Raw genomic sequence first — 22,764 nt, forward strand, 5'->3', positions numbered from 1 at the left:
GCTAAGGCCAAGCAGGTGCCCTGGCGCTGCTCAGGGCGCGGGACTAAGGCCAGAAAAGTGCCCTGGCGCTGCTCAGGCTGCGGGACTAAGGCCAGAAAAGTGCCTTGGCGCTGCTAGGGCGCGGGACCAAGGCCAGAAAAGTGCCTTGGCGCTGCTCAGGGCGCGGGACCAAGGCCAGAAAAGTGCCTTGGCGCTACTCAGGGCGCGGGACCAAGGCCAGAAAAGTGCCTTGGCGCTGCTCAGGGCGCGGGACTAAGGCCAGAAAAGTGCCTTGGCGCTGCTCAGCTCAGGGCGCGGGACTAAGGCCAGAAAAGTGCCTTGGCGCTACTCAGGCCGCTGGACTAAGGCCAGAAAAGTGCCTTGGCGCTACTCAGGCCGCTGGACTAAGGCCAGAAAAGTGCCTTGGCGCTGCTCAGGGCGCGAGGCTAAGGCCCAAAAAGTGCCCTGGCACTACCAGGCTGCGGGACCAAGGCCAGAAAAGTGCCTTGGCGCTGCTCAGGGCGCGGGACTAAGGCCAGAAAAGTGCCTTGGCGCTGCTCAGGGCGCGGGACTAAGGCCCAAAAAGTGCCTTGAGCTCAAGGCGGCCGGGGCCGCGCATGTACGCGGACAACATTGGGAGCTAAACAGGGCCGTCATCTACGGCGTTATCGCCTTGCTGCTCGTAGCGTGCGGATAGCCATGGCTCAACAAGCGTGGATAGCCGTGGCTGGGCGAGTGCGGGAGGCCGATCTGCAGACTCTCCGAACGCGCGTCCGCAGACGAGGCCCGGTCGCGAAATGAGCGTCCGGGCCGAAGGCGGGCGAGCTTATTCCTTCACTGAACCCATCACAATGCCATGGATGAAAAAGCGCTGAAGGAACGGGTAGACCATCAGAATCGGCAGAGAAGCCAAAATGATCTGCGCCGAGATCGCGGACCGGTTCGTCAGCGAGGCCATGACGGAATTCTGGTCGGCGTTCACCAGGTTGCGGGAGGCGAGCACGACGTGCAGGTACGTCTGCAGCGGATAGTTCGACGTCTGGTTCATGTAGATCAGTCCGTCGAACCAGGAGTTCCAGTGGCCGACGACGCTGAACAGCGTAACGGTTGCGATGACCGGGAGCGACAGCGGCACGTAGATTCGCGTCATGATCGCCCATTGCGACGCTCCGTCGACAAGACAGGCCTCTTCCAGCTCTTTGGGAAGCTGGCGCATGAAGTTGATCATCAGAATGACGTTGAACACGGGAACGGCTCCCGGCAGGACGAGCGCCCAGATCGTATCGATGAGATGCAGCTCGTTGATGATCATGTAGGCCGGGATGAGTCCTCCGCTGAACAGCATCGTGAACACCAGCGCCCAAATATAAATGTTCCGGCTTCGGAAGTAGCTGCTTTCTTTGGATAACGGGTAAGCCATCATGACGGTCAGCAGAAAATTGATCAGGCCGCCCAGAAGCACCCGCGTCGCCGACACGCCGAAGGCGTCCCAGAATTTATCCAGACGCAAAATATTGGCGTAGGCGGTGAAATTGAACTCGATCGGGAGCAGCCCGACGATATATTGGTTGGCCGGCCCTTCGCCGCTTAAGGAAACCATCGCGATGTGCCAGATCGGGACCAAGCATAGCAGAGAGATGGCGGCCAGCAGAACATAGTTCAAGAGGTCGAAAGCCTGGAAGCGGTGCAGGCGTATTCTCATATAGCGTCGCTCCGTCCTTTAGAAAATGCGGTAATTCGCGTAACGATAAGCCAGCCGATACGAAGTCACGATTAGCGCGAAGCCGATCAGCGATTTCATCAGTCCGATGGCGGTGGCCAGCCCGTACTGCGCTTGAATCAGACCCATGCGATAAATGTAAGTGTCGATAATGTCTGCGGTGCCGATGACCATCGGATTATAGAGGTTAAAGATCTGGTCGAATCCGGCGTTAAGCACGTTGCCGAGGCTTAGGGTAGACATCAGCACAACGACAGGCAGAATGCCGGGCAGCGTAATGTAGACGACCCGCTGCCAGCGGCTCGCTCCGTCGATCGAGGCTGCTTCGTACAGCGCGGGATTAATTCCCGTCAGCGCGGCCAAATAGACGATCGTCGAGAAGCCGAATTCCTTCCAGACGTCGGTGACGATCAGCATGACCCGGAACCATGCTTCATCCCCGAAGAAGAAAATCGGGCCGAAGCCGAGCGAAGCCAGAACTTGATTAAACACCCCTCCGTTAATGGAGAACACATCGATCAGGATGCCGCCCAGAATGACCCAGGACAGAAAGTGGGGCAAATAGACGAGGCTTTGCACCGTGCGCTTGAACCATACGATTCTGGCCTCGTTAAGCAGCAGGGCGAATGCGATCGGAACGACCAATCCCGCCACGATCTTCATCAGCGAGATCTCGATCGTGTTGCGCACGGTCTGCATCGTGTCCGGAAGCTCGAACAGGAAGCGCACATGCTCCAGTCCGACCCACTCCGATTTGAAGAAGCCCTGCATGGGATTGAATTCCTGAAAGGCGATCACGATGCCGATCATCGGCAGGTAAGCGAACAGGAGCAGAATCAGCATGCCCGGCGCCAGCAGCAGATGGAAGAACGTCCGGTCTTTTCTCGTAATTTTCATGACTTCATACCTCCGCTAGAGAGGCGCGGAACCCGCCCTGCCGGGCGAAGCTCCGCGCTTTGATCCGTTTACTTGGCCGACGCCCAGGCGTTGACTTCCTCCGTAATGTCCTCTCCGCCGAGTTGGTTCCATTGCTTGACGAACTTGTCGAATTCGTCGACGCCCGCGTTGCCCATAATAATCTTCGTGAACGTCTCCGACTCGATCTTGTTCAGGTTGGCGAGCCGCTTGACCATCGTGTCCGTAGGCGCGCCCAGGAACGATTGATGAACGAAATGGTCCCCGTATTGCTCCAGCACCGCTTCCGATTCGGTCAGATACTTCATGAACGCCCAGCCGTTGGGCTCGTTGTTTTTGTAAGCTTCCCACTTCCATTGTCCGTCCGGATGGGTGACGAGCGAGCCGTCGTCCTTCTCCAAGGCCTCCCTGAACTGTTTGCCGATGACCATGTTTTTGCCGGGATCGTCGAAGAAATACGGCTTGGCGGACTGGTGAATCTCCTTGCCCTTGTATTTCTCGCTGCCTTGGATTTCCTTGTAGAACAGATCGTTGTACTTGCCGCCCTCGATCCACATCTCGGCCCACAGATTCATGGACTTGATCAGCGCCTCGGGGTGCTCCATCCCTTTGCGGACGACCATCCAGGAGAAGACGTTCGTCGGCCGCTTCGGCGCGACGGTGCCGTCCGCTCCGACCGGGATCGGGTAAGCCTTCCAGTCGGATTCCGGCGTATGCGTCAGCGTCGCGGAGAGCGGATACAGCGGCTGCCAGAAGGCTCCGAAGTAGATGCCGCCCTTGCCGGCGCCGATATCGTCCGCCGTCTTGCCCCAGTCCTTGGCGCCGAACTCCGGATCGATCGCCTTCGCCTTGTACAGCTCCTGGAGCTTGGCCAGCGCCTCCTTCATTTCCGGCTGAACGCTGCCGTAGACCAGCTTGCCCTCGCTATCCTTGATCCAGATTCCCTTGTACGCCCGGAAGGCCGCCGCTATCCCGTCGAAGCCCATGCCCAGCGCGTTGTCCAGCGCAATGCCGTAAGTGTCGGGCTTGCCGTTGCCGTCGGGATCCTGCTGCGCAAAGGCGGTGGCGACGTTCACCAGCTCGTCGATCGTCTTCGGCGGCTGAAGCTGCAGCTTATCCAGCCAGTCTTGCCGGATATACATGATCGCCACGTTCTCGAAGTAGTCGACCGGAACGGGCATGCCGTAGATTTTGCCGTTCAGGCTGGCGGCCTCGAAGCCTTCGCCGCCGCCGTATTCCATCGCCTGACGCAGCAGGGGGGAAGCGTATTTCTCGTAAACCTCGTTCAGTTCGACCAGCTGATCCTGCTTGATCATGCGATGCAGCTGATTGAGATCGACCCTGGAAATGTCGGGAAGATTGTTCGTGTTGATGGACAGATTCATCTTTTCCGCCGTCTGGGACGCGTCGGACACCCACTTGTTCACGAACTGAATGCCGAGGATGTCTTTGTAGGTCCGGGTCATAATGTTGTCGTTGATGCTCTCTCCTTCCGCGAACAGAACGTTCGTGCCTGTCGAGCTGACGACCGAGACTTCGATCGGCGGGTCGTATTTGCCGAGCGGGTCCCCGCCGGCCGGCTGCGATGGATCCGCGCTTGGGGAAGCGCTTCCCGTTTGAGCCGCCGCAGACGGCTCGCCGGCCGGGCCGTTCTCCTTCTGCGAGCAAGCGGCCGAGAATACGAGAAGAAATGCCAGCAGCGCCGTCGCCGTTCCGCGAATCTTTTGTCCTTTCATACCGTTACCTCCATCATGTTTTTTTTGGTCTGGCTGCGACCCCGTCTAACGAAAGATGACCGTAAACACGTCGAAGTGTTTATGGTCATCATTATAGAAGGCGGGGAGTCTATTCTTTTAAGGAGTTGAAGTATACTTTCCCAAGGTTGCTTCAGCGCGCTCTCAGCAGCTCGCGATCCATCGCGGCCAGTATGGCGTCGGCGTCGCCCTCGCCCGCGAGCCAGTCTTGAAAGCCGGCGCACAGCGCTTCCGCCACTCCGACCGGCCAAGCCTGATTGCTGAACGCAACGGACCGGTTGCTTCGCAGGAGATCCGTGTATCCGGAGAACTCGGCGATACCGAGGTCTTCTCCCGGAGACATCGGAAACGCCCGATACTGCCGCTTGAATTCGCTGTGCAGCGGAGACGCGGGGTCGAACTGGTAAGCCAGCGCGTCCAGCACCTCCGGCAGATTGCGGGTGTTCTTGTTGATAACGGTTCCTCCGGCGGGGCCGACCGACAGGAACAAGGGCTCTCCCGGAGCGTTGCCGGGCAGGGGCATAAAGCCTCGTTCGAAGGAATCGGCAGAGTTGTCGGGGGCGGAGTCAAGGCCGGGGCCCTCCGGGACGGTCAAGCTGTCGTAGTCCCAATTGCCTCCGAAGATCATGGCGGCCCGCCCTTCGTTGAACCAAGCGGCGGCCTGAGCCGCGCCCGTCTCCAGCGAGCCGGCGGCCACATATCCGCGATCGAACAGCAGCTTGTACATATGCAGGACGTCCCGCCATTTCGACTCGGCGAACGTCGCGGTTCCCGCCAGGAGGCGCCTGTCAAAGTCGGGGTCCTCGGGATAGACGACCGACGCTGCCAGCGGGTACAGCCCGAACTGGAGCAGCCACCAATCCTTGCCCGGCATCACGATCGGAGCGATTCCTTCGCGCTTCAGCGTCTCGCACAGCTCCAGGAACGAACTCCAGTCCCGCGGCCAGTCCCGGTAGCCGTGCTGCCGAAGCAGATCTTTGTTATACCAAGCGCCCATCATGCCGAAGCCCTTGGGAAGACCGTATACCCGGCCGTCTAGGGTGAACCCTTCGAGAGCCTCGGGAGAGAAGGCTTGGAGAATATCCATTCCGGTCAGATCCTGCAGGTAGCCTGCTCTGGCCAGCTCCTCCAGCTGCCGCATCGGCCACCATTCGAAGAAGTCCGGGCCTTCGCCCGCGGACAGCTGCATGAGCAGCGATTTGGTATAGGCATCCTCCGGCAGCATTTCCGTCTTGACGAGAATCTCCGGGTACCGCTCTCCAACCAATCTTGGAAACGCTTGCATAACATAGCGGTTATGGTCCCGGCCGTCGGATGCGACGCCCATATGCATATATTTCAGCATGACGGGGTCGGGCTTCGGCTGTACGGCGCCGGGTGGCTGCGCGCAGCTCGAAGCGACGACAAGCGCCAGAAGCAGAGAGAGACGAGCCGGCCGTATTCGCATGATCGAGTCACCTCGGCCCAGTAGATTTATGCTAATATTATAAATAATAACGCGATCCCGGAGAAGATGCGAATGAAGTTTGCGTGGGGACTCAAAAACCGGCTGTTGGTCGCGCTCCTGCTGCTGTCCCTGATTCCGATCGCGATCGTCGTTGCCGTGACGAACCGGAATTACGGCGCCCTCGTGGAAAATCAGGTGAGGGAGGTGTCTCTGAACCTGCTGGACCGCTCCTCTCTAAGGATGGCGAACCGGCTGGAGGAGATCGGACGCGTATCCGCCTATTTGGCCTATCAGCAAATGTCCGATTCGGACACGATATTATCCTTTCTCGGGCAGCATGCGGACAACAACGGCGGCGTTGCTCCTTACGACCGGCTGAGTCATACCCGCGAGTTCAAGAAGGCGACCGAGAGTCTGCTGCTTAATCACGATTACATCGAAGGGCTGTACGTGTTCGCGGAGGACGGCACGGTGTTCGCCAACACGAAGGGCTCCGAGCTCAAGTCCGACTATGTGCCGCTTTCTTCGGCCTGGTACCGGGACACGATTCGCGCCCAAGGCAAGATGATTGTCGGAGAGGTGCAGCAGCAGGATTTTCTGCTGTCCGGCAATCCGTCCATCGCCTTCTCGCGGGCGCTGTACGAGCCGGCGACGAACCGGCGGATCGGGGTGCTGCTCATCAACTGCAGCTTGAGCCTGTTCGACGAGTTGAGCGAAGGCATGCTGGCGGAGCAGCGGATCTACCTGCTCAACGGCATCGGCAACCGGCTGTACGGGGAAGGAGAGCTCGACGAAGAGTGGGCGTCTTCGGCCGTCGGCATCGGAAGCCGGATCGATTCCAAGAGCAATACGCTTGTCCTTCATAATACGTTCTCGGAATATGACTGGCATATGGTCATCGTCGTCTCGCTCGATGCGGTCACCGGGGAAATTCGGGCCACCTCGCGTTTTGCCCTGTGGCTGGGCGCTGTCTGGGCGGTGCTGGCCGTCGGCCTGTCACTGTGGATCGCGAACGCTTTCTCCAAGCCGGTGAACCGGATGGCCCGGATGATGAAGCGCTATCCGGCCGGCCATCTGCCGCCGCGCCAGGAGAGGTACGAGCGGAGAACGGACGAGATCGGCATTCTGTACAATCGTTATTTTACGATGCTGCAGGAGATCGATTCGCTCATCCGGGACAAATATCACAATCAATTGATCGCCATGTCCTCCAAAATGAAAGCGCTTGAGGCCCAGATCAACTCGCATTTCCTGTTTAATACGCTGGCTACGATGAACAGCATCGCAGTGCTGGAGGAGGTTCAGAGCCTGTCCGTCATGTCCAAGGCGCTCGGCGATATGTTCCGCTACAGCATTAAAATCAACCGCGATCTGGTGAGGCTGAGCGAGGAGCTCGGCCACGTCCATAATTATATGACGATTCAATCTTTCCGTTACGGGGACAAAATCCGTCTGGAGACGGACATCCCCGAGGAACTGGAGGATTTCAAGGTGCTGAAGCTGATTCTTCAGCCGATCGTGGAGAACGCGGTGTATCACGGAATCGAGAAAAAGAAAGGGTACGGCACCGTAAGCGTCCGGGCCTGGAGGCAGGAAGACGGCATTCGCGTGGAGGTGCGGGACGACGGGGTCGGCATTCCGGCGGACAGGCTGGAGGAGGTGCGGTCCATGCTTGGCCGGACAGCCGAGCTTGAGGAGCTGAATCCGGCGACGAACGATGCCCGATCCATCGGCATGTACAACGTCCATGCGCGAATCGCGCTGTATTACGGACCGGACTACGGGATTGAGGTCGACAGCGAGGAGCATCGGGGGACGGCCGTTCTTCTCCGGCTGCCCAACGAGGCTCCGGATAGCGGGATTTCTCTTGCCGAACGCGCGAACCCGGCCGTTCATCTATCGAAAGGGGCGTCATAGCCATGTACAGATATGTGGTCATCGACGACGAGGCGCTCATCCGCAAAGCGATCATCAAAAAAATATCGGCCCTCGACCTGCCTTTGGCTTGGGTAGGGGAGGCCGAGGACGGCGAAGAGGGCCTGGCGCTGGTGGAACGGGAAAAACCCGACATCGTGCTGACCGATATGCGAATGCCGGTCATGGACGGCGTCCAGTTTCTTCAGGCCGTTACCGTGAAGCGCTCGGAGGCGCAGCTTATCGTCATCAGCGGCTATTCGGATTTCGAGTATACGCGGGAGGCGATCGTCTCCAGCGCTGCGGGTTATATTCTGAAGCCGTTCGACGATGCCGAGCTGCGCCAGGCGCTGACGATGGCGATCGAGCGGATCGAGCGGATCCGCCTGAACCGGAGGAACGCGACGGGCATCGAATTGGAGCTCGACCTCGTTCGCTTCGCCGCCTGGCTGTGCCGGAGCTCCGACGACGAGGCTTCTATTCGGGCGGAAGCGTATTCGTCCGAGCCGATGCGCCGTTATTTGTCGGCGGGCGCCTTCGCCGTCGCCGTGCGGGTCGGCGCCGCCGCGGACAGCGTGAAGCTGCCGGACGGCTGCTTCAAGTTCGCTCATCCGGACATGCCGGGAACGTCTGTGCTCGTCAGCTCGGACGCCGCCTCCGGAAGACGGGCGGCCTCTTCGAAGCTTCATTCGTGTCTGGCGGGCGAACCGGACGCCCTCGCCGCCGTCAGCGGCGAATGCGCGTCCGTTCAGAGCCTGCCCCGCGCTTATCGCGGCGCGCTGTCTCTGCTGGAGAGCTTGCCGTTCGGACGAACGGCGGGTCTCCACCTCGTGACGGACGACCGGGCTGAAGCCGGAAAGGAGCAGGACCCGGGAGCGGAATGGCGCTGGCCTCGCATCGAGGATTTCTTGTACGAGCTGGAGGAGGGCAACGAAGCGCGAGCGGTGCGGCTTGCGGAGGAGCTGTTCGCCGAATTCCGCGGCTCCGAAAGCTTTACGATGCAGAAGGCAAGGAAGATTTGCCGGACGCTGTACCATCGCGTCGTCGAGCACCTCGGCGCGATTCACGGGTTTTCCCCGGATTCGGGGCTGGAGACTTTGCCGCTGCTCAGCTACGAGCCGGACCCGCGGGCTCTGGAGCGGCATTTCCTTCAATTCGTGCGCGACACGGTCGCCCAGGTGCCCAGCCGAACGGCCAGGAGTGCGGAGCTGTCGCAGCAGATCAAGCATTATATCGACCGTCACTACGCCCAGCAGCTGACGCTGGAGGAGGTGGCGGACCGCTTCTTCCTGCATCCCGTCTATTTGAGCGTCATGTTCAAGGAGAAAACCGGGGAGACGTTCCAGGACTACTTGCGCCGCATCCGCATGGAGCGGGCCAAGCATCTGCTCGTTACGACCAAATACCGTATCGACAGAATTTCCGTGATGATCGGATACGAGAATACGAAGTATTTTTACAAGGTATTCAAGAAGGAGACCGGCTTCACCCCGGCCGATTTCAGACAGCGTCAGCTCGGAGGCTGAAGTCCGCCGGGCTGCAAGAGAAAACGAAGCCCGGACGGCCCAATCGACCGTCCGGGCTTGCTTGACTCTCAGAGGCGCACGAGAAGCTCGTCAAGAAGCTCGGTCAGCTTCTCCGGCTCCATCTTGCGCGACAGATACGCGTGGCGTCCGTCCGCTTGCGGCAGCCAGCGATTGCCGCCGCTCACGGCGTCTACCTCGATCGTGCCGCGAACGAGATCCCAGTAGTCGCCCGAGCCCTCCACGGCATACAGCACGGCCGTCAGGTCCCAGCTCTCGCGAATGCCGCCCTCTCCGCCGCTCCAGGCGTCGTAGCTTCTCCGCACGGGATGGTCGGCCGGCGCGTCGGTATGCAGCCGTCGGCCGGTCCGGATTTCCGCGCCGATCTCGTAGCCCGTGAACGTGATGCCGGTCGGCCAATGCTTCGTCACGTAAGCTGCCGCCTCGGGATGCATCTCGAAATTCCATTCCTTGCCCTCCGGGAACCGTCCGCCCATCACGACGAGATGCCGGGCCTTGCGCGAGACAAGCTCCATTCCGGACAAGCCGGAATGCCGGTCCGGTCGAGATTGCAGCAAATGCATGAAGTTGACCAGCGGTCCGATCGCGACGAAGACGATCGAGCCGTCCTCCGCCGCGGCGAGAAGCTCGCGGGTCAGCTCGGTCGCATCCGGGGCTGGCTGCCCCTGCCCGTAGCGGTTCGGATACTGCTGCGCGACGAGCTTGTTGTACTTGCCGTATACGGCGTCGTCGTCGAGAAAGCCGGGCAGGCGCCGCAGCGTCCCGACCGGAATGTCTCCGCGCCCGTAGTACGCGTTAAGCGCGTCCAGGCAGCCGGCCCCCCAACGGCTGGACGTGCAGTGCGTCATGCCGACGATGCGCGTCCGCCCCGCTTTTTCCAGCGCATGCAGCACGGCCACCGCTCCCGCATCGTCGCAGTCGGGACCGATATCGGTGTCCAGCACGATCGGGACGGGTCTATCGGAAGGACAGTAAGCCATCGTTTCGCTCATAACGTGATCCTCCTTTGATGCGTTTCCAGAAATCGCTGCAATTCTTCCCGGGTCGGCATCGCCGACTGGGCGCCCACCTGTCGGACGGACAGCGCGCCGACGGCGTTGCCGATTCGCACTGCGTCTTCGACCTCGAGCCCTGAAGCGAGCGCATAGGCGAACCCGGCGTTAAAGGAATCTCCGGCCCCCGTCGTATCGACCGCCTGCACGGGAAAGGCCTCAATGCGCGTCATCTCGGCTTCGCGAATCCAGTAGGCGCCGTCCTCTCCGGCTTTGGCGACGACCGTTCCGACTCCTCTGCGCAGCAGGGAGCCGGCCGCTTCCTTCAGCTGATAGACGTAGCGCTCCTGTCTGCCCGCATAGTACCGCACCTCCGTCTCGTTGGGCGTCATATAATCGATATAGCGGAAGAGGGCGTCCGGCAGCTGCGAGGCGGGAGCCGGATCGAGAATGATCGTCTTGCCGGCCTGCTTCAGACGTTTGACCGCATAGGCGACCGTGCCGATCGGGATCTCCAGCTGGAACAGATAAAAATCCGATTGGACGAGCCAGTCCCACATGGCGTCGATATCGGAAGGCTGCATTAGGCCGTTAGCGCCTGGAGAGACGACGATCTGATTTTCCCCCTGCCGGTCGACCCAGATCATCGCCGTTCCCGTCGAGGCTCCTTTTTCCACGCCGATCCCGCCGACATCGACCCCGTTCATGCGCAGGTGACGGATATAATCGTGGCCGTGAATGTCGTCCCCGACCTTGCCCGCCATGCTCACCCGGGCGCCCAGCTTGCCCAGAGCGATCGCCTGATTGCCTCCCTTGCCGCCGAAGAAAACGGAGTAACCGTCTGAGGTCAGCGTTTCGCCCGGCTGCGGAAACCGTTCGACGGCCGCGACCATGTCCAAGTTCAAGCTTCCGATTACGCATATGGATTTCATGTGTACTGTCACGCTCTTTCTCTGTAGAATGGGCCTCTTGCTTTTGGCGTTCATAGTCTCATTATAGAAGAGCAGGGGTCTACTATTTTAAGGGTTTTCGGTGCACTTTGAAGAAGGGAACGCGGGGACTCCTCACGCATGAAGAGGCTCCATTATTTTTACGCATAAAGAGATCGTACCGATTCCAGCTTCGTGCGGAACAACGCGACCGCTTCCTCCGGTTCGACGATGGTTGCATGTTTTCCCAGCCGCCACGCCAGATCGACATAGAATCCGATCTTATCCGGAGAGATTTGAATGGTCGCGACTCCGCCTTCGCTGCCATCCGTTTTAGGCACGATGGCCGATCCAAACCAGCGGTCGGAGCGGAGTTCGTGCACGCCCTGTCGCGTCAGTTCGAGCGTAAAGGGGATCGGGTCGGGCCCTCCTCCGTCGGGAGGATCCTGCAAAGTGCGAAGAGCGACGTCGTCTCTGATCGCAAGCGAAGGCTTCAAGACGGCGGATCGGATTCTGTCGGCGCGGAATAGACGGTAGTCCTCCTCGCGGAAGCAGTAGGCCGGGCAGTACCAGTAGCCGTCGCTCTCGTATAGTCCGATCGGCTGAATGTCCCGGGGCCGCACGGCGCGTGCGGAGGCATATTCGATCGTGACGGCGCCGCACGCCATAATCGCCTGCAAGAGAATCTTCAAAATTTCCGCAGACATGTCGCGGCGGGGGCTCCAGATAGCGACTCTATCTTTCAGTCGGTCAATGCGTTCCCGAGTATCCTGAGGCAAGTAATGATAGAATTTGCGGAGAGCGGCGTCGGTTCCCTCTTCGAAAGGAAGAGCGCCGAGGGGTTTCAGCGACTGTCCGGCGATGAACAGGGAGACGGCCTCGCTCTCCGTGAATGCGATCGGCGGAAGCAGCCGCTCCTGCAGCAGCCGGTATCCGCCTCCGCGTCCTTGAACGGAGTAGACGGGAACTCCAAGCTCGCTCAGCTCCAGCAAATCGCGCGTCACCGTGCGGGGGGACAGACCGAATTCATCGGCGAGCTCCTGTACGGTGAACGTTTTTTTGGCGTTGATGAACATCATCATTTGAATGAGACGCTGAGATTTGGGCATATGAGGATCGGCTCCTAACGTTTGGGGACAGCAGGCTGACCGAGTCGGGACACGGCTGCTGCTTTTCTTAGCGATTCAGCAAGTATACAATTCGCGATCCTTTTCTGAATCCCCTCCGGCAAAAACGCGTTTCCGCGTCTTGAGGACGCCGAAGGCGTTTTTGCTTATTCCATTTTAGCATTTAATAAGACAAAATATGTCCTATTTAAGTGATACATTATTCTTAAGTGAAAGATAACGAATGGATGGGAGTTGATCGGCATGGCAGTAACAAATCGCACGCAAAGAGAGATCGGATTGGTGTTCGTCCACGGAGCGGGACTGAATGGACGCATATGGGAGAGGGTGGCCGACGGGTTGAATTATCCGTGTTTGTTCGCGGAGTTTCCGGGGAGAGACGGCGAGGAGGAGAGGCGGCTGAAACTGACGTTAAAACAATATACGGACACGGTTGTGCGGCAGGTGGAGGAATGGGGAGTCGGGCGGATCGTTCTTGTGGCGCATTCGCTGGGGGGACTGGCGGCTCTTCAGGCGGCGGAAGAGCTTCAGAATCGCATGGCCGGATTCGTTGCAGTAGGGGCTGCCATCCCGAAGCCGGGAGGTTCGTTCCTGTCCGCGCTGCCTTGGCCCAAAAGGACGATTCTCTCTCTTCTAATGAGGAAGATGGGCACGAAACCGCCGGAATCGGCCATCCGGGCGGGCTTGTGCAGCGACCTCTCTCCCGAGGATGCCGATTCTGTCGTCAAGGGGTTTGTGCCCGAAGCCTTTCGGGTCTATACGGATCGGTTCGACGGGCCCTTACCGGACGTTCCCCGGCTCTATATCCGGCTGGAGAAGGACAAGGAGTTCGGCTCGTCTCTTCAAGCCCGAATGATCCGGAATTTCGCTCCTCAGCAGGTCCGGACGCTCGAAACCGGACACCTGCCTATGCTAGGCGATCCGGCAGGCTTGCGTAAGCTGCTGCTCGAATTCATGTCCTCCGTTACTTCCTGAGCAGCAGGCAAGCGAAATACGGAACGCCGATCAGCGATACGATAATGCCCGCGGGCAGCCCGGACGGCTCGACGAGGTTGCGCCCGATCGTGTCGGCCAGCAGCAGCAGCCACCCGCCCAGCAGGACGGCGACGGGGATGAAAAACTGGTTGCGCGGGCCGACCAACGCTTTGGCGATATGCGGCGCCATCAAGCCGATGAACGCGATGCCCCCGGTCACGGAAACCGCCGCGGCGGCGGAAGCGACGGCTGCCAGCAGCAGCACGACGCGCTCCCGTTCGAGCTGCAGTCCGACGCCGATCGCGGACGAGTCGCTCAGTCCGAGCAGGTTCAGCCGGACCGCCTTGAACAGAGCGAACGGAACGAGCAGCACGAGCCACGGAAGCAGCGCCCATACGAACGGCCAATCCGTCCCCCAGACGTTGCCGGCGATCCATTTGGCGATGAAGTCGACCTTCTGGCGGTCCGTGGAGGAGATCAGCACGATCATCATCCCGGATAGCGCCAAGGAGAAGCCGACGCCGACGAGTACGAGCCGGATCGGATCCAGACCGCGCGACCGGCTGTACGAGAACGCGTAGATCAAGACGGCCGTCACGACGGCCGAGACGAAAGCGACCAGCGGCAGCATGTAGACGAACGTGCCGACGTCGATCGGGAAGTACAGAAAGAAGATCGCGACGCCGACGCCGGCGCCGGAATTGATGCCGATGATGCCCGGATCGGCCAAGTCGTTGCGGGTGACGCTCTGCAGAATCGAACCGGACAGCGCCAGCGCCATTCCGGCCAGCAGCGTGATCGCGATGCGCGGCATCCGCAGGGAGAACACGACGAAATGCTCTTTAAACGTTCCGTATCCGAATAGCGTGGGAAGCAGTCGGTCGAAGGATACGGAGGAGCGGCCGATGCCCATGCCGACGACGGCCGTAACGGCAATAAGCGCCGCGCTGACAAGCAGAATGCGAATTAGATAACGAACGGGACGAGTAGCGGCGGTCATGAGAGAGCCTTGCCTCCTTTGCGTACGACGAACAGGAAGAAGGGCAAGCCCAGCATCGCGACGACGGCGGCCACCGGCGTCTCGTACGGCGAGTTGAGCGTGCGGCCGATCGTATCGGCGATCAGCATGAACGAGGCGCCCGCAAATACCGAGAAGGGAAGGATGTACCGGTAATCGGTGCCGACGAACCTGCGGACGATGTGCGGAATCATGAGCCCGACGAAGGCCATATTCCCGACGAGCGCGACCGAGGCGCCCGTGAGCAGAACGATCAGGACGAACATGAGAGCCTTGATCTGCGCAAGCTTCTGCCCGAGACCGGTAGCCACTTCGTCGCTGAGACTGAGCAGCGTCACCTGGTTGGACATAAACAGGGTGACGACCAGTCCGATCAAAATGACCGGGGCGATCGCCTGAAGCTGTCCCCACGTCGTGCCGATCAAGCCTCCCGCCGTCCACATGGACACGTCCTTGGAGATTTTGAAAATCAGGCCGAGCCCGTCGGCAACGGCATACAGAAAGGCCGATACCGCTGCGCCCGCCAGCACGATGCGAATCGGAGACAGGCTCCCTTGACGCATCGATCCTAATGCGATGACGAGCGCAGACCCGACGGCGGCTCCGATAAAGCAGGCGACCATAATCCCGAAGTAGTTCAAGCCGGGGACAAAAACGACGCCGATCGCCAGCGCGAGGTTGGCTCCGGAGGTTAGACCGAGCAGGCCGGGGTCGGCCAGCGGATTGCGGGTGACGCCCTGCATGACCGCCCCGGATACGGCGAAGGCGGCCCCGACGAGGATCGCTCCGACTTCGCGGGGGATGCGGATTTCGCGCAGCATGAGCGCTTTGTCTCCCATGCCGCTGCCGGTGATCGCATGCCATAAATCCTGATAGGTTGTATCGGCCGCTCCGAGAAGCAGCGATATCGCGAAGCAGAGGACGAAAACGACGATGCTGCCTGCAAGCTTGTAGGCGAAATTTGAGGAACGAGATTTGGTCATCATGGGCCTCTTAACCGAGGAAGTGTTGAATGAAAAATTCGAGCTGGAAGTCCAGCGTCAGCGGGTCGTTGAAATAAAACTCCTGGGCGTTGACCTCGAATACGCGATTATTCTGAACGGCCGGGATGCTCTTGTACGTTTCCGTCTCCGTAAACGACAGATCGGACCCCGGAAATTTGCTGAAGATGACGTAATCTCCGGCGAAATCCTTCACCACTTCGGACGAGAGCGCGTAGTAGCCGTCCTTCAGCGCCGTCTCCTTAACCTTCTCGGGCATGCCGAGCTTCATCTCCTGATAGAGAATCTCGGTGCCTCGTCCCCAGTTGTCCCCGTAGACGTAGATTTGCTTGTCGTATGCCTCGATGACCGACACCGTCGCATTCTCGCCGATCTTGGCCTTGATGTCCGCGCCGGCTTGGGCCGCGCGAGCTTTGAAATCGTCGATCCAGGCTTGCGCTTCCGCTTCTTTGTTCAGCAGCTTGCCGATTTCCAGTTGCTGCGTCAAGTAATCGACCTTGTCGTACGTGTAAGTGACGGTCGGGGCGATTTCCTTCAGCTTGTCGACGTTTTTGATGTTCGACAGGCCGACGATCAGATCGGGCTCCAGCTCGATAATCTTCTCGAGATCCTCGTCGGTCACTGCGGCGACGTCCTTGAGCGCGGCGTCGAAGCGGGGGTTCATCTTGGACCATTCGTCTACGCCGACAAGCGGCACGCCAAGCGACATGACGTTGCCTGCGAACGAGGATAGCACGATGACGCGCTGCGGGTTGGCCGGCACCTCGATCGGGCCGTTCTCGGATTCGTACGTGATCGTGCCGGATTCGGCCGGAGCGGACGCGGATTCGGACGGCGATGCGGATTCCGAAGGGGCCGCCGACGAAGGCTGCGCGGAGGGGCTTGAGGAGCTGCCGGATTCGGCGGCTTTGCCGCCGCATGCGGCAAGGATTAATAGAAAGGCCAAGGCGAACGGCACGAGCATCTTTTTCATGTATGGACTCTCCTCCATTCATTGAGAATGATTATCATAATCACAATCGGTATTGTAATGCGCTAAAGACCGCGTGTCAATAGAAGCTTGATGGGAGGGGGCAGAGCCGCGGCGAACCGGAAAACCTTCTCGGCTTCCCCGGCTTGTGAATCCGCGTCTTTTCTGGGAAAATAGGAGGGAGTCGAAGGGGCCGGCATTACAAGGAAAAGAGGGTTACGAATGACGAGAACATCCGTTTACGATATGACTTTTGAAGGGCTGACGGAGTGGCTCGCGGAGCGCGGGCACAAGAAGTCGCGGGCGACGCTCGTATGGGAGTGGCTTTACCGGGAGCGGACGACCGAGTACGGCGCGATGAACGGCGTGCACCCGGAATGCGTGAAGGCGCTGGAGGAGCAATTCTACATTGAATCGTTAAGCGAGCATTCCCGGCAGGAGTCGAAGGACGGAACGGTGAAGTTTCTGTTCCGGCTGAAGGACGGCAACCTGATCGAGACGGTGCTGATGCGGCACAAGTTCGGCTTGTCCGTCTGCGTCACGACGCAGGTCGGGTGCAATATCGGCTGCAGCTTCTGCGCGAGCGGTCTGCTCCGCAAGAGCCGGGATTTGTCCAGCGGCGAGATCGTCGAGCAGGTGGTGAAGGTGCAGCGGTTTCTGGACGGACGCGGACAGGGAGAGGCGGTGAGCCATCTCGTCGTCATGGGAATCGGCGAACCGTTCGACAACTACGACAATCTGGTGAAGTTCCTCGATGTGATCAAGCATCAGAAAGGACTGGCCGTCGCCGGCCGCCATATTACCGTCTCGACGAGCGGGCTGGCCGACAAGATCTATCGGTTTACGGACGACGACCTGAAGGTGAACCTGGCCATCTCGCTCCATGCGCCGAACGACGAGCTGAGAACGAGAATTATGAAGATTAACAAGGCGATCCCGATCGAGAAGCTGTTGAAGGCGCTCGACTATTACTTGGAGAAGACGAGGCGGAGAGTGACGCTCGAATACATCCTGCTGAAGGATGTGAACGACCAGAGAGAGCATGCGCTGGAGCTGGCCGAGCTGATCGGAGACCGCCGGCCGCTCGTGAACGTTAACTTGATTCCGTATAACCCGGTCGACGAGCACAGCCAGTATCAGCGGACGGAGCGGCACGTCGTGAGCGAGTTTTTCGACACGCTAAAGAAGCAGGGCGTCAGCTGCAGCGTGCGGCTTGAGCACGGGGCGGACATCGACGCGGCGTGCGGTCAGCTGCGCAGCAAGCAGATTAAAAAGGAAGCGGTCGCGAATTAACAGGATGGCGCAAAAAAGGGGGAGACGAGAGTGAAGTATCGGCGTTTGGGCAACAGCGGGCTTGAGGTGTCGGCGCTCGGGCTTGGCACGAATGCGTTCGGCAAGCGGGCCGACAGCGATACGTCTATTAAGATCATCCATGAGGCGCTGGATCGCGGAATCAACTTTATCGATACGGCCAATATCTACGCGGGCACCGAGTCGGAACGCATCATCGGGCAGGCGTTGACGGGAAGAAGGCAGGAAGCCGTGCTGGCGACGAAAGCCGGCCTGATCAAGGATCAGGGACCGAACGGCCGCGGCTCCTCGCGCTTCCATCTGCAGCGGGAGCTGGAAGCCAGTCTGCAGCGGCTGAACACGGATTACGTCGACCTGTACCAGATTCACACGTTCGACCCCCATACGCCGCTGGAGGAGACGCTTCGCACGCTGGACGACTTCGTCAGCTCCGGCAAGGTGCGGTATATCGGGGCTTCCAACTATGCGGCATGGGAGCTGATGAAGGCGTTGGGAATCAGCGAGCGCAGAGGATACGAGCGCTTCGTCTCGACGCAGCACTGCTACTCTCTCGCCGATCGGACGCCTGAGAACGAGCTGATTCCGTTATGTCTGGATCAGGGCATCGGAATCATTCCTTATTTTCCTCTCGCAGGCGGCATTCTGAGCGGCAAGTACAGCTTGTCCGACAGAGCGCCAGCCGGATCGCGGGCGCAGACCGATCCGAGCTTCGCCCGCTTCCTGGCGGACCGCAACCTGGAGCTGGCGGACCGGGTCGGCCGCTTGGCGGCGGACCAGGGCTGCTCGCCAAGCGCGCTGTCTCTGGCCTGGCTGATGGCTCAGCCTGCGGTCGCCACCGTTATCGTCGGCGCCACTCGCGCGGACCAGCTCGAAGACAACCTGCGAAGCGTGGAGCTGCAGATGGACGACGAGACTGTCGAGAAGCTGGACGAGATCAGCGCTTCGTTCCGTCACGGAGAGCCGTTCGCGCTCTATCGCCTGCCTTGAACGCTAGGCGGACACGGAAGCCCCGGCGGTTGCCGCGGGCTTTTCCCGCAGGCTGCTTGCGATCAAGAACTGCGCTGAATAATAGGTCAGCATAATGAGCGGGCCGGAATAGGCGACATCGGAGACGAACATGTTCCAGGACAGAATCGAATCCGAGGCCATGAACAGCAGGCTGCCGGCAATCGCCGTTCGGCTTCCCGTCATAATCGCGGACCAGCCCATCGTCGAGATGACCACGACGTAAGCGAGCACGGGGACGATCAAGCCGGTATTGCCGGAGTCCGTCAGCGCTTGAGTCAGCTCGTTGCCCATGACGAAGGCGAACGCGGCGATCGGCAGCGCGGACGCGATTCTAAGCTTGGAGAAGCGCCATCTGCCGAAAAAAGCCGTCAAATAGAACAGATGCCCGACAAGGAAGGCCGACAAGCCGACGACGAACCAGCGAAGCGTGCCGTCGCCAACGGCGCAACAGAACAATCCGGCCATGACGAGCCAGTGATAGCGCTTACGAAATTCGGCCGACAACCGGTAGGCGTATACCATAATCAAAGCCATCGGGATCAGCTTGAACAGAAGCTTGACGGCTTCGGGCTCCGACGGGATGGCGAAAATGTACAGCAGTCCGGTCAGCGCGATCAGTGCGGGCAAGACGAAGGATTGGACCAAGCGGATCTCTCCATTCGCGAGCAGCTTTTCGAGAATTCTCTTTATATTATACATGCGCGCAGCGCATTCCGGATAGGGCAGGAGGCAAGAATCCATGGCAGTGATAGAAGATTTTACCGCATTGGACGTTCGAATCGGCACGATTGTAGCCGCAGAGCCTTTTCCCGAAGCGCGGAAGCCGGCCGTCAAGCTTTCCATCGATTTCGGCCCGTTGGGCGTTAAGCAGTCTTCCGCCCAGATTACTCGCCGCTATTCTCCAGGAACGCTGGTCGGCAGGCAGGTGGCTGCCGTCGTGAACTTTCCCCCGAGGAGAATCGCAGGCTTCAAGTCGGAGGTGCTCGTGCTGGGAGCGGTGCCGGAGGAAGGCGACGTCGTGCTGCTTCGGCCCGACGGCGAGGTGGACAACGGAACGCCGGTGGCTTGAGAACGGGGGGATGGACCATGACATGGCCGAATTTGCAGCTGGGGACAACCGTGCTGAATATCGAACTGCTCGTTTATTTGGCGGCGGGCATCGCCGGGGCGTTGGCCGTTCAGTACCGCCAGAGGCGGAACCCGGAGAAGGAGCGGCAGATCGGCGACGCCTGGAACGCCGTATTCATCTGGCTGCTGGTTTGGAAAGGAAGCCTGTTCCTGTTCGATCCGGCGGGCGTTATCGCGAGGCCGCTCTCGCTTCTGTTCTTCAGCGGAGGGACAAGGGGAATCTGGCTCGCTTCCCTCGTTGCGCTGGCCTATCTCTTCCTGCGGCACTACCGCCGGGAGGGGGTCCGGGAAGCGGCGAAGCTCGCGGCAAGCTGGGGCGGAGTCATGCTTGTGGCGACGATGATCGGATATACGGCGCTCGGTCCTCTGGAGAGCAAGGGAGGCGTTCGCATCGATCAAGCCGCGCCCGATGTCGGGCTGACGACCCTGGACGGACGGGAGGTGCGCTTGTCGGACTATCGCGGAAGCACGGTCGTCATGAACTTCTGGGCCACCTGGTGCAAGGTTTGCCAAGCCGAGATGCCCCACGTGGAGAAATTTTATCAGGAGCATAAGGATCGGGGGATCGTCGTGCTGTCCGTCAATGCGACAACGCAGGAGAGGAGCGCCGACCTTGTCGGTCCGTATGCGGAGCGGCACCGGCTGAGCTTCCCGATCGTCCTCGACGATAAAGGGGAAGCCCTGAACCAATACGGCGTGACCGCGTACCCAACCACCTATATTATCGATTCGTCCGGCCGGGTCAAGGGCCGGTATCTGGGCGCATTCAGCTACGAGAGCATGAAGAAAGCGGTGAAGAACGCCGAATAGGCAGAGCTGCCGCTCGACTACTTCAAAGGGATATAAATTTCGTACTCCTGATCGTCCTTGCCGGGAGTCCGGGGAGCGAGCACTTCCAGTCCGTAAGCTTCGGTTTCGTGATCCAGCCCTTGTCTGCGAAGCCGCTCCAGCGCGTGGAAGTAAGTCTGGTCCCGTTCTTCGCGGCGATATAAGCCTTGGTGCGCATAGACGGCATAGGCTCTGGCCGGAATCGTCAGGCCGGTCATGCCGTCGGGGATGCGGCCGAACGAGGAGACTTCCGCTCCGGCCACGTAATGGTAGGCGACCGAACGGCTGCGCACCGCTCCGACGAGCCTCGTCGGCCTGACAGCGCCCTCGATCTCCCCCAGACGCTCCCGAAGCTCGGCCCACAGGCCCGGAATGACCGTGTTGGCCATGTAGACGGCGGTGAAGGGAGCCTTGAATTCGACTCCGATCAGCCGCAGAGAAGGCTTGAACAGAGTTCTCGTCGGCGGAAGCGGGCGGTCTGCCCCGATGGGGGACGCTTTGCTCCGGTTGAGCAGGGAGTAGCCGCCGTGTCTGCCCGGCTCGGAGTAGAGAGGCACGCCCATCCCGCTTAATTCCTGCAAATATCGCAGCATCGTCCTGTAGGACACCCCGAACTCCTCCGCCAGCTGTTCGGCCGTAAATCTCCGCTTTTCGTATACGACCATCATCAGATCGATCAGACGTTTCGTTTTCGTCACGGCGATTCCTCGATTATCTGACAGTTTTTGTCATGGTTATATACTATGATAGTAGCGTAACGAGCGATAACGGACAAGGAGGAAAACGATTTGGAGCAGATTAGCGATACGGTCGTCGTCACGAAGGAAGGGTACCGGGCGATCGGATTAAAGTGGGAAGGGACGTTCGCGGAAGCCGGAGCGGGAGAAATCCGACGGGTGCACGAGAAGCTTCGGAAGCGGCTGGACGAGATTCCCCGGCCGGCGTCGCTCTCTTATTTTTACGGACTTTCCTATCATGCGAACCCCGACAGCGCGGGCTTCGTCCATTACGCGGTCGTCGAGACGAAGGACGACACCGGATTCGTGCCGGAGGGCATGGTGGCCATAGAAGTGCCGACTTTAAGCTATGCGAAGTGCGAGCACGTCAAAGGGCGGAACATCGACAAGTCCTACCGCAACGTCTACGAATGGATCGAAAGGCAGGGGCACGCGCTGTTCCGGGGAGACTTGACTCACTGCGAGATCTACTCTCTGAGCCGCGATCCGTACGATCCCGATCCCGAATTCACGATTATGATTCCGATCGACTAACTCGCGGGCTCCTCTCGTCTCTGACAAGGGGAGCTTTCGACTTTTAGAAGGCCGGTCGTCCCGCGGGATGGGCGGCTGTCTTCCGGCAAGGGCCAGAAACGGGGGTCTAAAGTGCGCGGGGGATGGATATACGATACAATGGAGGCAAGAAAGCAGATAGGAGCTGTTAGGCATGGCGGACGATGAAGTGATTCTGACCAAAGAAGGGCTGGAGAAGCTGCAAGCCGAGCTTGACGATCTCAAATACGTGAAGCGTAAAGAGCTGGCCGCCCGCATTAAGCTGGCGATCAGCTACGGCGATTTGAAGGAGAACAGCGAGTACCATTCGGCCAAGGACGACCAAGCGTTCATGGAGACGAGAATTCTCGTGCTGGAAAAAACGCTGCGCAACGCGCGTGTCGTCGACGAGGGAGACATGGATAACACTCACGTCCACGTCGGCTCAACCGTTGTCCTGAACGATATGGAGTTCAACGAGAGAATCGAGTATCGGATCGTGGGTCCCGCCGAAGCGGACGTCACCGAGAGCAAGATTTCGTACGAAAGCCCGCTCGGCAAGGAACTGATCGGCAAGCGAGTAGGCGACATCGTCAGCGTGGAAGCTCCTGTCGGGATCGTCAAGTACGAGCTGCTGGAGATCAAGGCGGGATAAAACAAGAGGGGGTGTCCCATTAGTCCTTAAGACGACTAGGGATACCCCTTTTTTAGTGACTCAGAAAGCATAAAATTCCCTATACTTCTCTGAATCACCTCCGACATAAACGTGATCCCGCCGGTCCCAAGGACGGCGTAAGCCGTTTATGCTTGATTATACCAGCTTCGGCGAGAGGCGGTGCAATCGGAGCCATACGGAGAAGACGCTCTGAAGGCAAATCGTGCTATAATAAAGGACAGGCAATTGAGGCGCTCCATTCACATTTAATCGAAGCGAGG

At 59.6% G+C, this 22,764-nt stretch carries 21 protein-coding genes; 9 read left to right on the top strand and 12 right to left on the bottom strand.

Annotated features, from left to right (window positions below; translation table 11 throughout):
* Positions 1–805: 805 nt before the first annotated feature.
* The 4 genes from ACFO3S_RS08315 to ACFO3S_RS08330 all read right to left on the bottom strand — a co-directional run bounded on the left by ACFO3S_RS08315 (position 806) and on the right by ACFO3S_RS08330 (position 5,815).
* On the bottom strand, positions 806–1,681 hold the full coding sequence (locus ACFO3S_RS08315) for a carbohydrate ABC transporter permease (RefSeq protein ID WP_378094289.1): 876 nt from the start codon (positions 1,679–1,681) through the stop codon (positions 806–808).
* An 18-nt stretch (positions 1,682–1,699) separates the two neighbouring features.
* Positions 1,700–2,596 (bottom strand): ABC transporter permease, encoded by an 897-nt coding sequence (locus tag ACFO3S_RS08320; protein WP_378094291.1) that lies wholly within the window; start codon positions 2,594–2,596, stop codon positions 1,700–1,702.
* 68 nt (positions 2,597–2,664) lie between these two features.
* The gene (locus ACFO3S_RS08325) at positions 2,665–4,350 is read right to left on the bottom strand and encodes an extracellular solute-binding protein (RefSeq protein ID WP_378094293.1); all 1,686 of its coding nucleotides are present in this window, start codon (positions 4,348–4,350) and stop codon (positions 2,665–2,667) included.
* A 151-nt stretch (positions 4,351–4,501) separates the two neighbouring features.
* The gene (locus ACFO3S_RS08330) at positions 4,502–5,815 is read right to left on the bottom strand and encodes an ABC transporter substrate-binding protein (protein ID WP_378094295.1); all 1,314 of its coding nucleotides are present in this window, start codon (positions 5,813–5,815) and stop codon (positions 4,502–4,504) included.
* A 72-nt stretch (positions 5,816–5,887) separates the two neighbouring features.
* Here ACFO3S_RS08330 and ACFO3S_RS08335 point away from each other — a divergent pair, with 72 nt between their 5' ends.
* Positions 5,888–7,732 carry a cache domain-containing sensor histidine kinase gene (locus ACFO3S_RS08335; RefSeq protein ID WP_378094297.1) on the top strand — a complete coding sequence of 615 codons (1,845 nt, stop codon included), beginning with the start codon at positions 5,888–5,890 and terminating at the stop codon, positions 7,730–7,732.
* A gap of 2 nt (positions 7,733–7,734) precedes the next feature.
* Complete coding sequence (locus ACFO3S_RS08340) at positions 7,735–9,255, top strand: response regulator (protein WP_378094298.1); 1,521 nt, start codon at positions 7,735–7,737, stop codon at positions 9,253–9,255.
* 68 nt (positions 9,256–9,323) lie between these two features.
* On the opposite strand, the gene ACFO3S_RS08345 is transcribed toward ACFO3S_RS08340, so the two are convergent.
* From ACFO3S_RS08345 to ACFO3S_RS08355, 3 genes are all read right to left on the bottom strand, one after another.
* Positions 9,324–10,265, bottom strand: coding sequence for a nucleoside hydrolase (locus ACFO3S_RS08345; protein ID WP_378094300.1), 942 nt, complete (start codon positions 10,263–10,265; stop codon positions 9,324–9,326).
* On the bottom strand, positions 10,262–11,197 hold the full coding sequence (rbsK, locus tag ACFO3S_RS08350) for a ribokinase (protein ID WP_378094302.1): 936 nt from the start codon (positions 11,195–11,197) through the stop codon (positions 10,262–10,264). Before rbsK ends, ACFO3S_RS08345 begins: the two co-directional genes overlap by 4 nt.
* Before the next feature lie 158 nt (positions 11,198–11,355).
* Positions 11,356–12,303, bottom strand: coding sequence for a helix-turn-helix transcriptional regulator (locus ACFO3S_RS08355; protein ID WP_378094304.1), 948 nt, complete (start codon positions 12,301–12,303; stop codon positions 11,356–11,358).
* A 261-nt stretch (positions 12,304–12,564) separates the two neighbouring features.
* On the opposite strand from ACFO3S_RS08355, the gene ACFO3S_RS08360 reads away from it, so the two are divergent.
* Positions 12,565–13,296: an alpha/beta fold hydrolase gene (locus ACFO3S_RS08360; RefSeq protein ID WP_378094306.1), complete on the top strand. Its 732-nt coding sequence runs from the start codon at positions 12,565–12,567 to the stop codon at positions 13,294–13,296.
* Here the strand turns inward: ACFO3S_RS08360 and ACFO3S_RS08365 are convergent.
* The 3 genes from ACFO3S_RS08365 to ACFO3S_RS08375 are packed head-to-tail and all read right to left on the bottom strand — an operon-like array spanning position 13,286 to position 16,288.
* Entirely contained in the window at positions 13,286–14,296 is a 1,011-nt protein-coding gene (locus ACFO3S_RS08365) for a FecCD family ABC transporter permease (protein ID WP_378094308.1), read from the bottom strand. The two genes, ACFO3S_RS08360 and ACFO3S_RS08365, sit on opposite strands and share 11 nt — an antisense overlap.
* Entirely contained in the window at positions 14,293–15,297 is a 1,005-nt protein-coding gene (locus tag ACFO3S_RS08370; RefSeq protein WP_378094310.1) for a FecCD family ABC transporter permease, read from the bottom strand. Before ACFO3S_RS08370 ends, ACFO3S_RS08365 begins: the two co-directional genes overlap by 4 nt.
* Positions 15,298–15,307: 10 nt before the next feature.
* Positions 15,308–16,288 (bottom strand): iron-hydroxamate ABC transporter substrate-binding protein, encoded by a 981-nt coding sequence (locus tag ACFO3S_RS08375; RefSeq protein ID WP_378094312.1) that lies wholly within the window; start codon positions 16,286–16,288, stop codon positions 15,308–15,310.
* Between the two features lie 219 nt (positions 16,289–16,507).
* Between ACFO3S_RS08375 and rlmN the strand changes: the two genes are divergently transcribed.
* Complete coding sequence (rlmN, locus tag ACFO3S_RS08380) at positions 16,508–17,578, top strand: dual-specificity RNA methyltransferase RlmN (RefSeq protein ID WP_378094314.1); 1,071 nt, start codon at positions 16,508–16,510, stop codon at positions 17,576–17,578.
* A 30-nt stretch (positions 17,579–17,608) separates the two neighbouring features.
* Positions 17,609–18,583 carry an aldo/keto reductase gene (locus ACFO3S_RS08385; protein WP_378094316.1) on the top strand — a complete coding sequence of 325 codons (975 nt, stop codon included), beginning with the start codon at positions 17,609–17,611 and terminating at the stop codon, positions 18,581–18,583.
* A gap of 3 nt (positions 18,584–18,586) precedes the next feature.
* On the opposite strand, the gene ACFO3S_RS08390 is transcribed toward ACFO3S_RS08385, so the two are convergent.
* Positions 18,587–19,249, bottom strand: a complete 663-nt coding sequence (locus ACFO3S_RS08390) for a lysoplasmalogenase (protein ID WP_378094318.1) — start codon at positions 19,247–19,249, stop codon at positions 18,587–18,589.
* A 94-nt stretch (positions 19,250–19,343) separates the two neighbouring features.
* On the opposite strand from ACFO3S_RS08390, the gene csaA reads away from it, so the two are divergent.
* Positions 19,344–19,673: a chaperone CsaA gene (csaA, locus tag ACFO3S_RS08395; protein ID WP_378094320.1), complete on the top strand. Its 330-nt coding sequence runs from the start codon at positions 19,344–19,346 to the stop codon at positions 19,671–19,673.
* A 17-nt stretch (positions 19,674–19,690) separates the two neighbouring features.
* Entirely contained in the window at positions 19,691–20,542 is an 852-nt protein-coding gene (locus tag ACFO3S_RS08400) for a TlpA family protein disulfide reductase (protein ID WP_378094322.1), read from the top strand.
* Positions 20,543–20,559: 17 nt separating this feature from the next.
* Here ACFO3S_RS08400 and ACFO3S_RS08405 read toward each other — a convergent pair whose 3' ends face one another.
* Positions 20,560–21,258, bottom strand: a complete 699-nt coding sequence (locus ACFO3S_RS08405; protein WP_378094324.1) for an HTH domain-containing protein — start codon at positions 21,256–21,258, stop codon at positions 20,560–20,562.
* Positions 21,259–21,348: 90 nt separating this feature from the next.
* On the opposite strand from ACFO3S_RS08405, the gene ACFO3S_RS08410 reads away from it, so the two are divergent.
* The gene (locus ACFO3S_RS08410) at positions 21,349–21,831 is read left to right on the top strand and encodes a GyrI-like domain-containing protein (RefSeq protein ID WP_378094326.1); all 483 of its coding nucleotides are present in this window, start codon (positions 21,349–21,351) and stop codon (positions 21,829–21,831) included.
* Positions 21,832–22,003: 172 nt separating this feature from the next.
* Positions 22,004–22,483 (top strand): transcription elongation factor GreA, encoded by a 480-nt coding sequence (greA, locus tag ACFO3S_RS08415; protein ID WP_378094328.1) that lies wholly within the window; start codon positions 22,004–22,006, stop codon positions 22,481–22,483.
* Positions 22,484–22,764: the final 281 nt, after the last annotated feature.

It is taken from the genome of Cohnella hongkongensis (assembly GCF_042654645.1).
Taxonomy (GTDB): Bacteria; Bacillota; Bacilli; order Paenibacillales; family Paenibacillaceae; genus Cohnella; species Cohnella hongkongensis.

What these genes read in the sequence shown, in the direction of transcription:
- ACFO3S_RS08315 (WP_378094289.1), bottom strand. Translation starts at nt 1,681, where the DNA reads ATGAGAATACGCCTGCACCGCTTCCAGGCTTTCGACCTCTTGAACTAT.
- ACFO3S_RS08320 (WP_378094291.1), bottom strand. Translation starts at nt 2,596, where the DNA reads ATGAAAATTACGAGAAAAGACCGGACGTTCTTCCATCTGCTGCTGGCG.
- ACFO3S_RS08325 (WP_378094293.1), bottom strand. Translation starts at nt 4,350, where the DNA reads ATGAAAGGACAAAAGATTCGCGGAACGGCGACGGCGCTGCTGGCATTT.
- ACFO3S_RS08330 (WP_378094295.1), bottom strand. Translation starts at nt 5,815, where the DNA reads ATGCGAATACGGCCGGCTCGTCTCTCTCTGCTTCTGGCGCTTGTCGTC.
- ACFO3S_RS08335 (WP_378094297.1), top strand. Translation starts at nt 5,888, where the DNA reads ATGAAGTTTGCGTGGGGACTCAAAAACCGGCTGTTGGTCGCGCTCCTG.
- ACFO3S_RS08340 (WP_378094298.1), top strand. Translation starts at nt 7,735, where the DNA reads ATGTACAGATATGTGGTCATCGACGACGAGGCGCTCATCCGCAAAGCG.
- ACFO3S_RS08345 (WP_378094300.1), bottom strand. Translation starts at nt 10,265, where the DNA reads ATGAGCGAAACGATGGCTTACTGTCCTTCCGATAGACCCGTCCCGATC.
- rbsK (WP_378094302.1), bottom strand. Translation starts at nt 11,197, where the DNA reads ATGAAATCCATATGCGTAATCGGAAGCTTGAACTTGGACATGGTCGCG.
- ACFO3S_RS08355 (WP_378094304.1), bottom strand. Translation starts at nt 12,303, where the DNA reads ATGCCCAAATCTCAGCGTCTCATTCAAATGATGATGTTCATCAACGCC.
- ACFO3S_RS08360 (WP_378094306.1), top strand. Translation starts at nt 12,565, where the DNA reads ATGGCAGTAACAAATCGCACGCAAAGAGAGATCGGATTGGTGTTCGTC.
- ACFO3S_RS08365 (WP_378094308.1), bottom strand. Translation starts at nt 14,296, where the DNA reads ATGACCGCCGCTACTCGTCCCGTTCGTTATCTAATTCGCATTCTGCTT.
- ACFO3S_RS08370 (WP_378094310.1), bottom strand. Translation starts at nt 15,297, where the DNA reads ATGACCAAATCTCGTTCCTCAAATTTCGCCTACAAGCTTGCAGGCAGC.
- ACFO3S_RS08375 (WP_378094312.1), bottom strand. Translation starts at nt 16,288, where the DNA reads ATGAAAAAGATGCTCGTGCCGTTCGCCTTGGCCTTTCTATTAATCCTT.
- rlmN (WP_378094314.1), top strand. Translation starts at nt 16,508, where the DNA reads ATGACGAGAACATCCGTTTACGATATGACTTTTGAAGGGCTGACGGAG.
- csaA (WP_378094320.1), top strand. Translation starts at nt 19,344, where the DNA reads ATGGCAGTGATAGAAGATTTTACCGCATTGGACGTTCGAATCGGCACG.
- ACFO3S_RS08400 (WP_378094322.1), top strand. Translation starts at nt 19,691, where the DNA reads ATGACATGGCCGAATTTGCAGCTGGGGACAACCGTGCTGAATATCGAA.
- greA (WP_378094328.1), top strand. Translation starts at nt 22,004, where the DNA reads ATGGCGGACGATGAAGTGATTCTGACCAAAGAAGGGCTGGAGAAGCTG.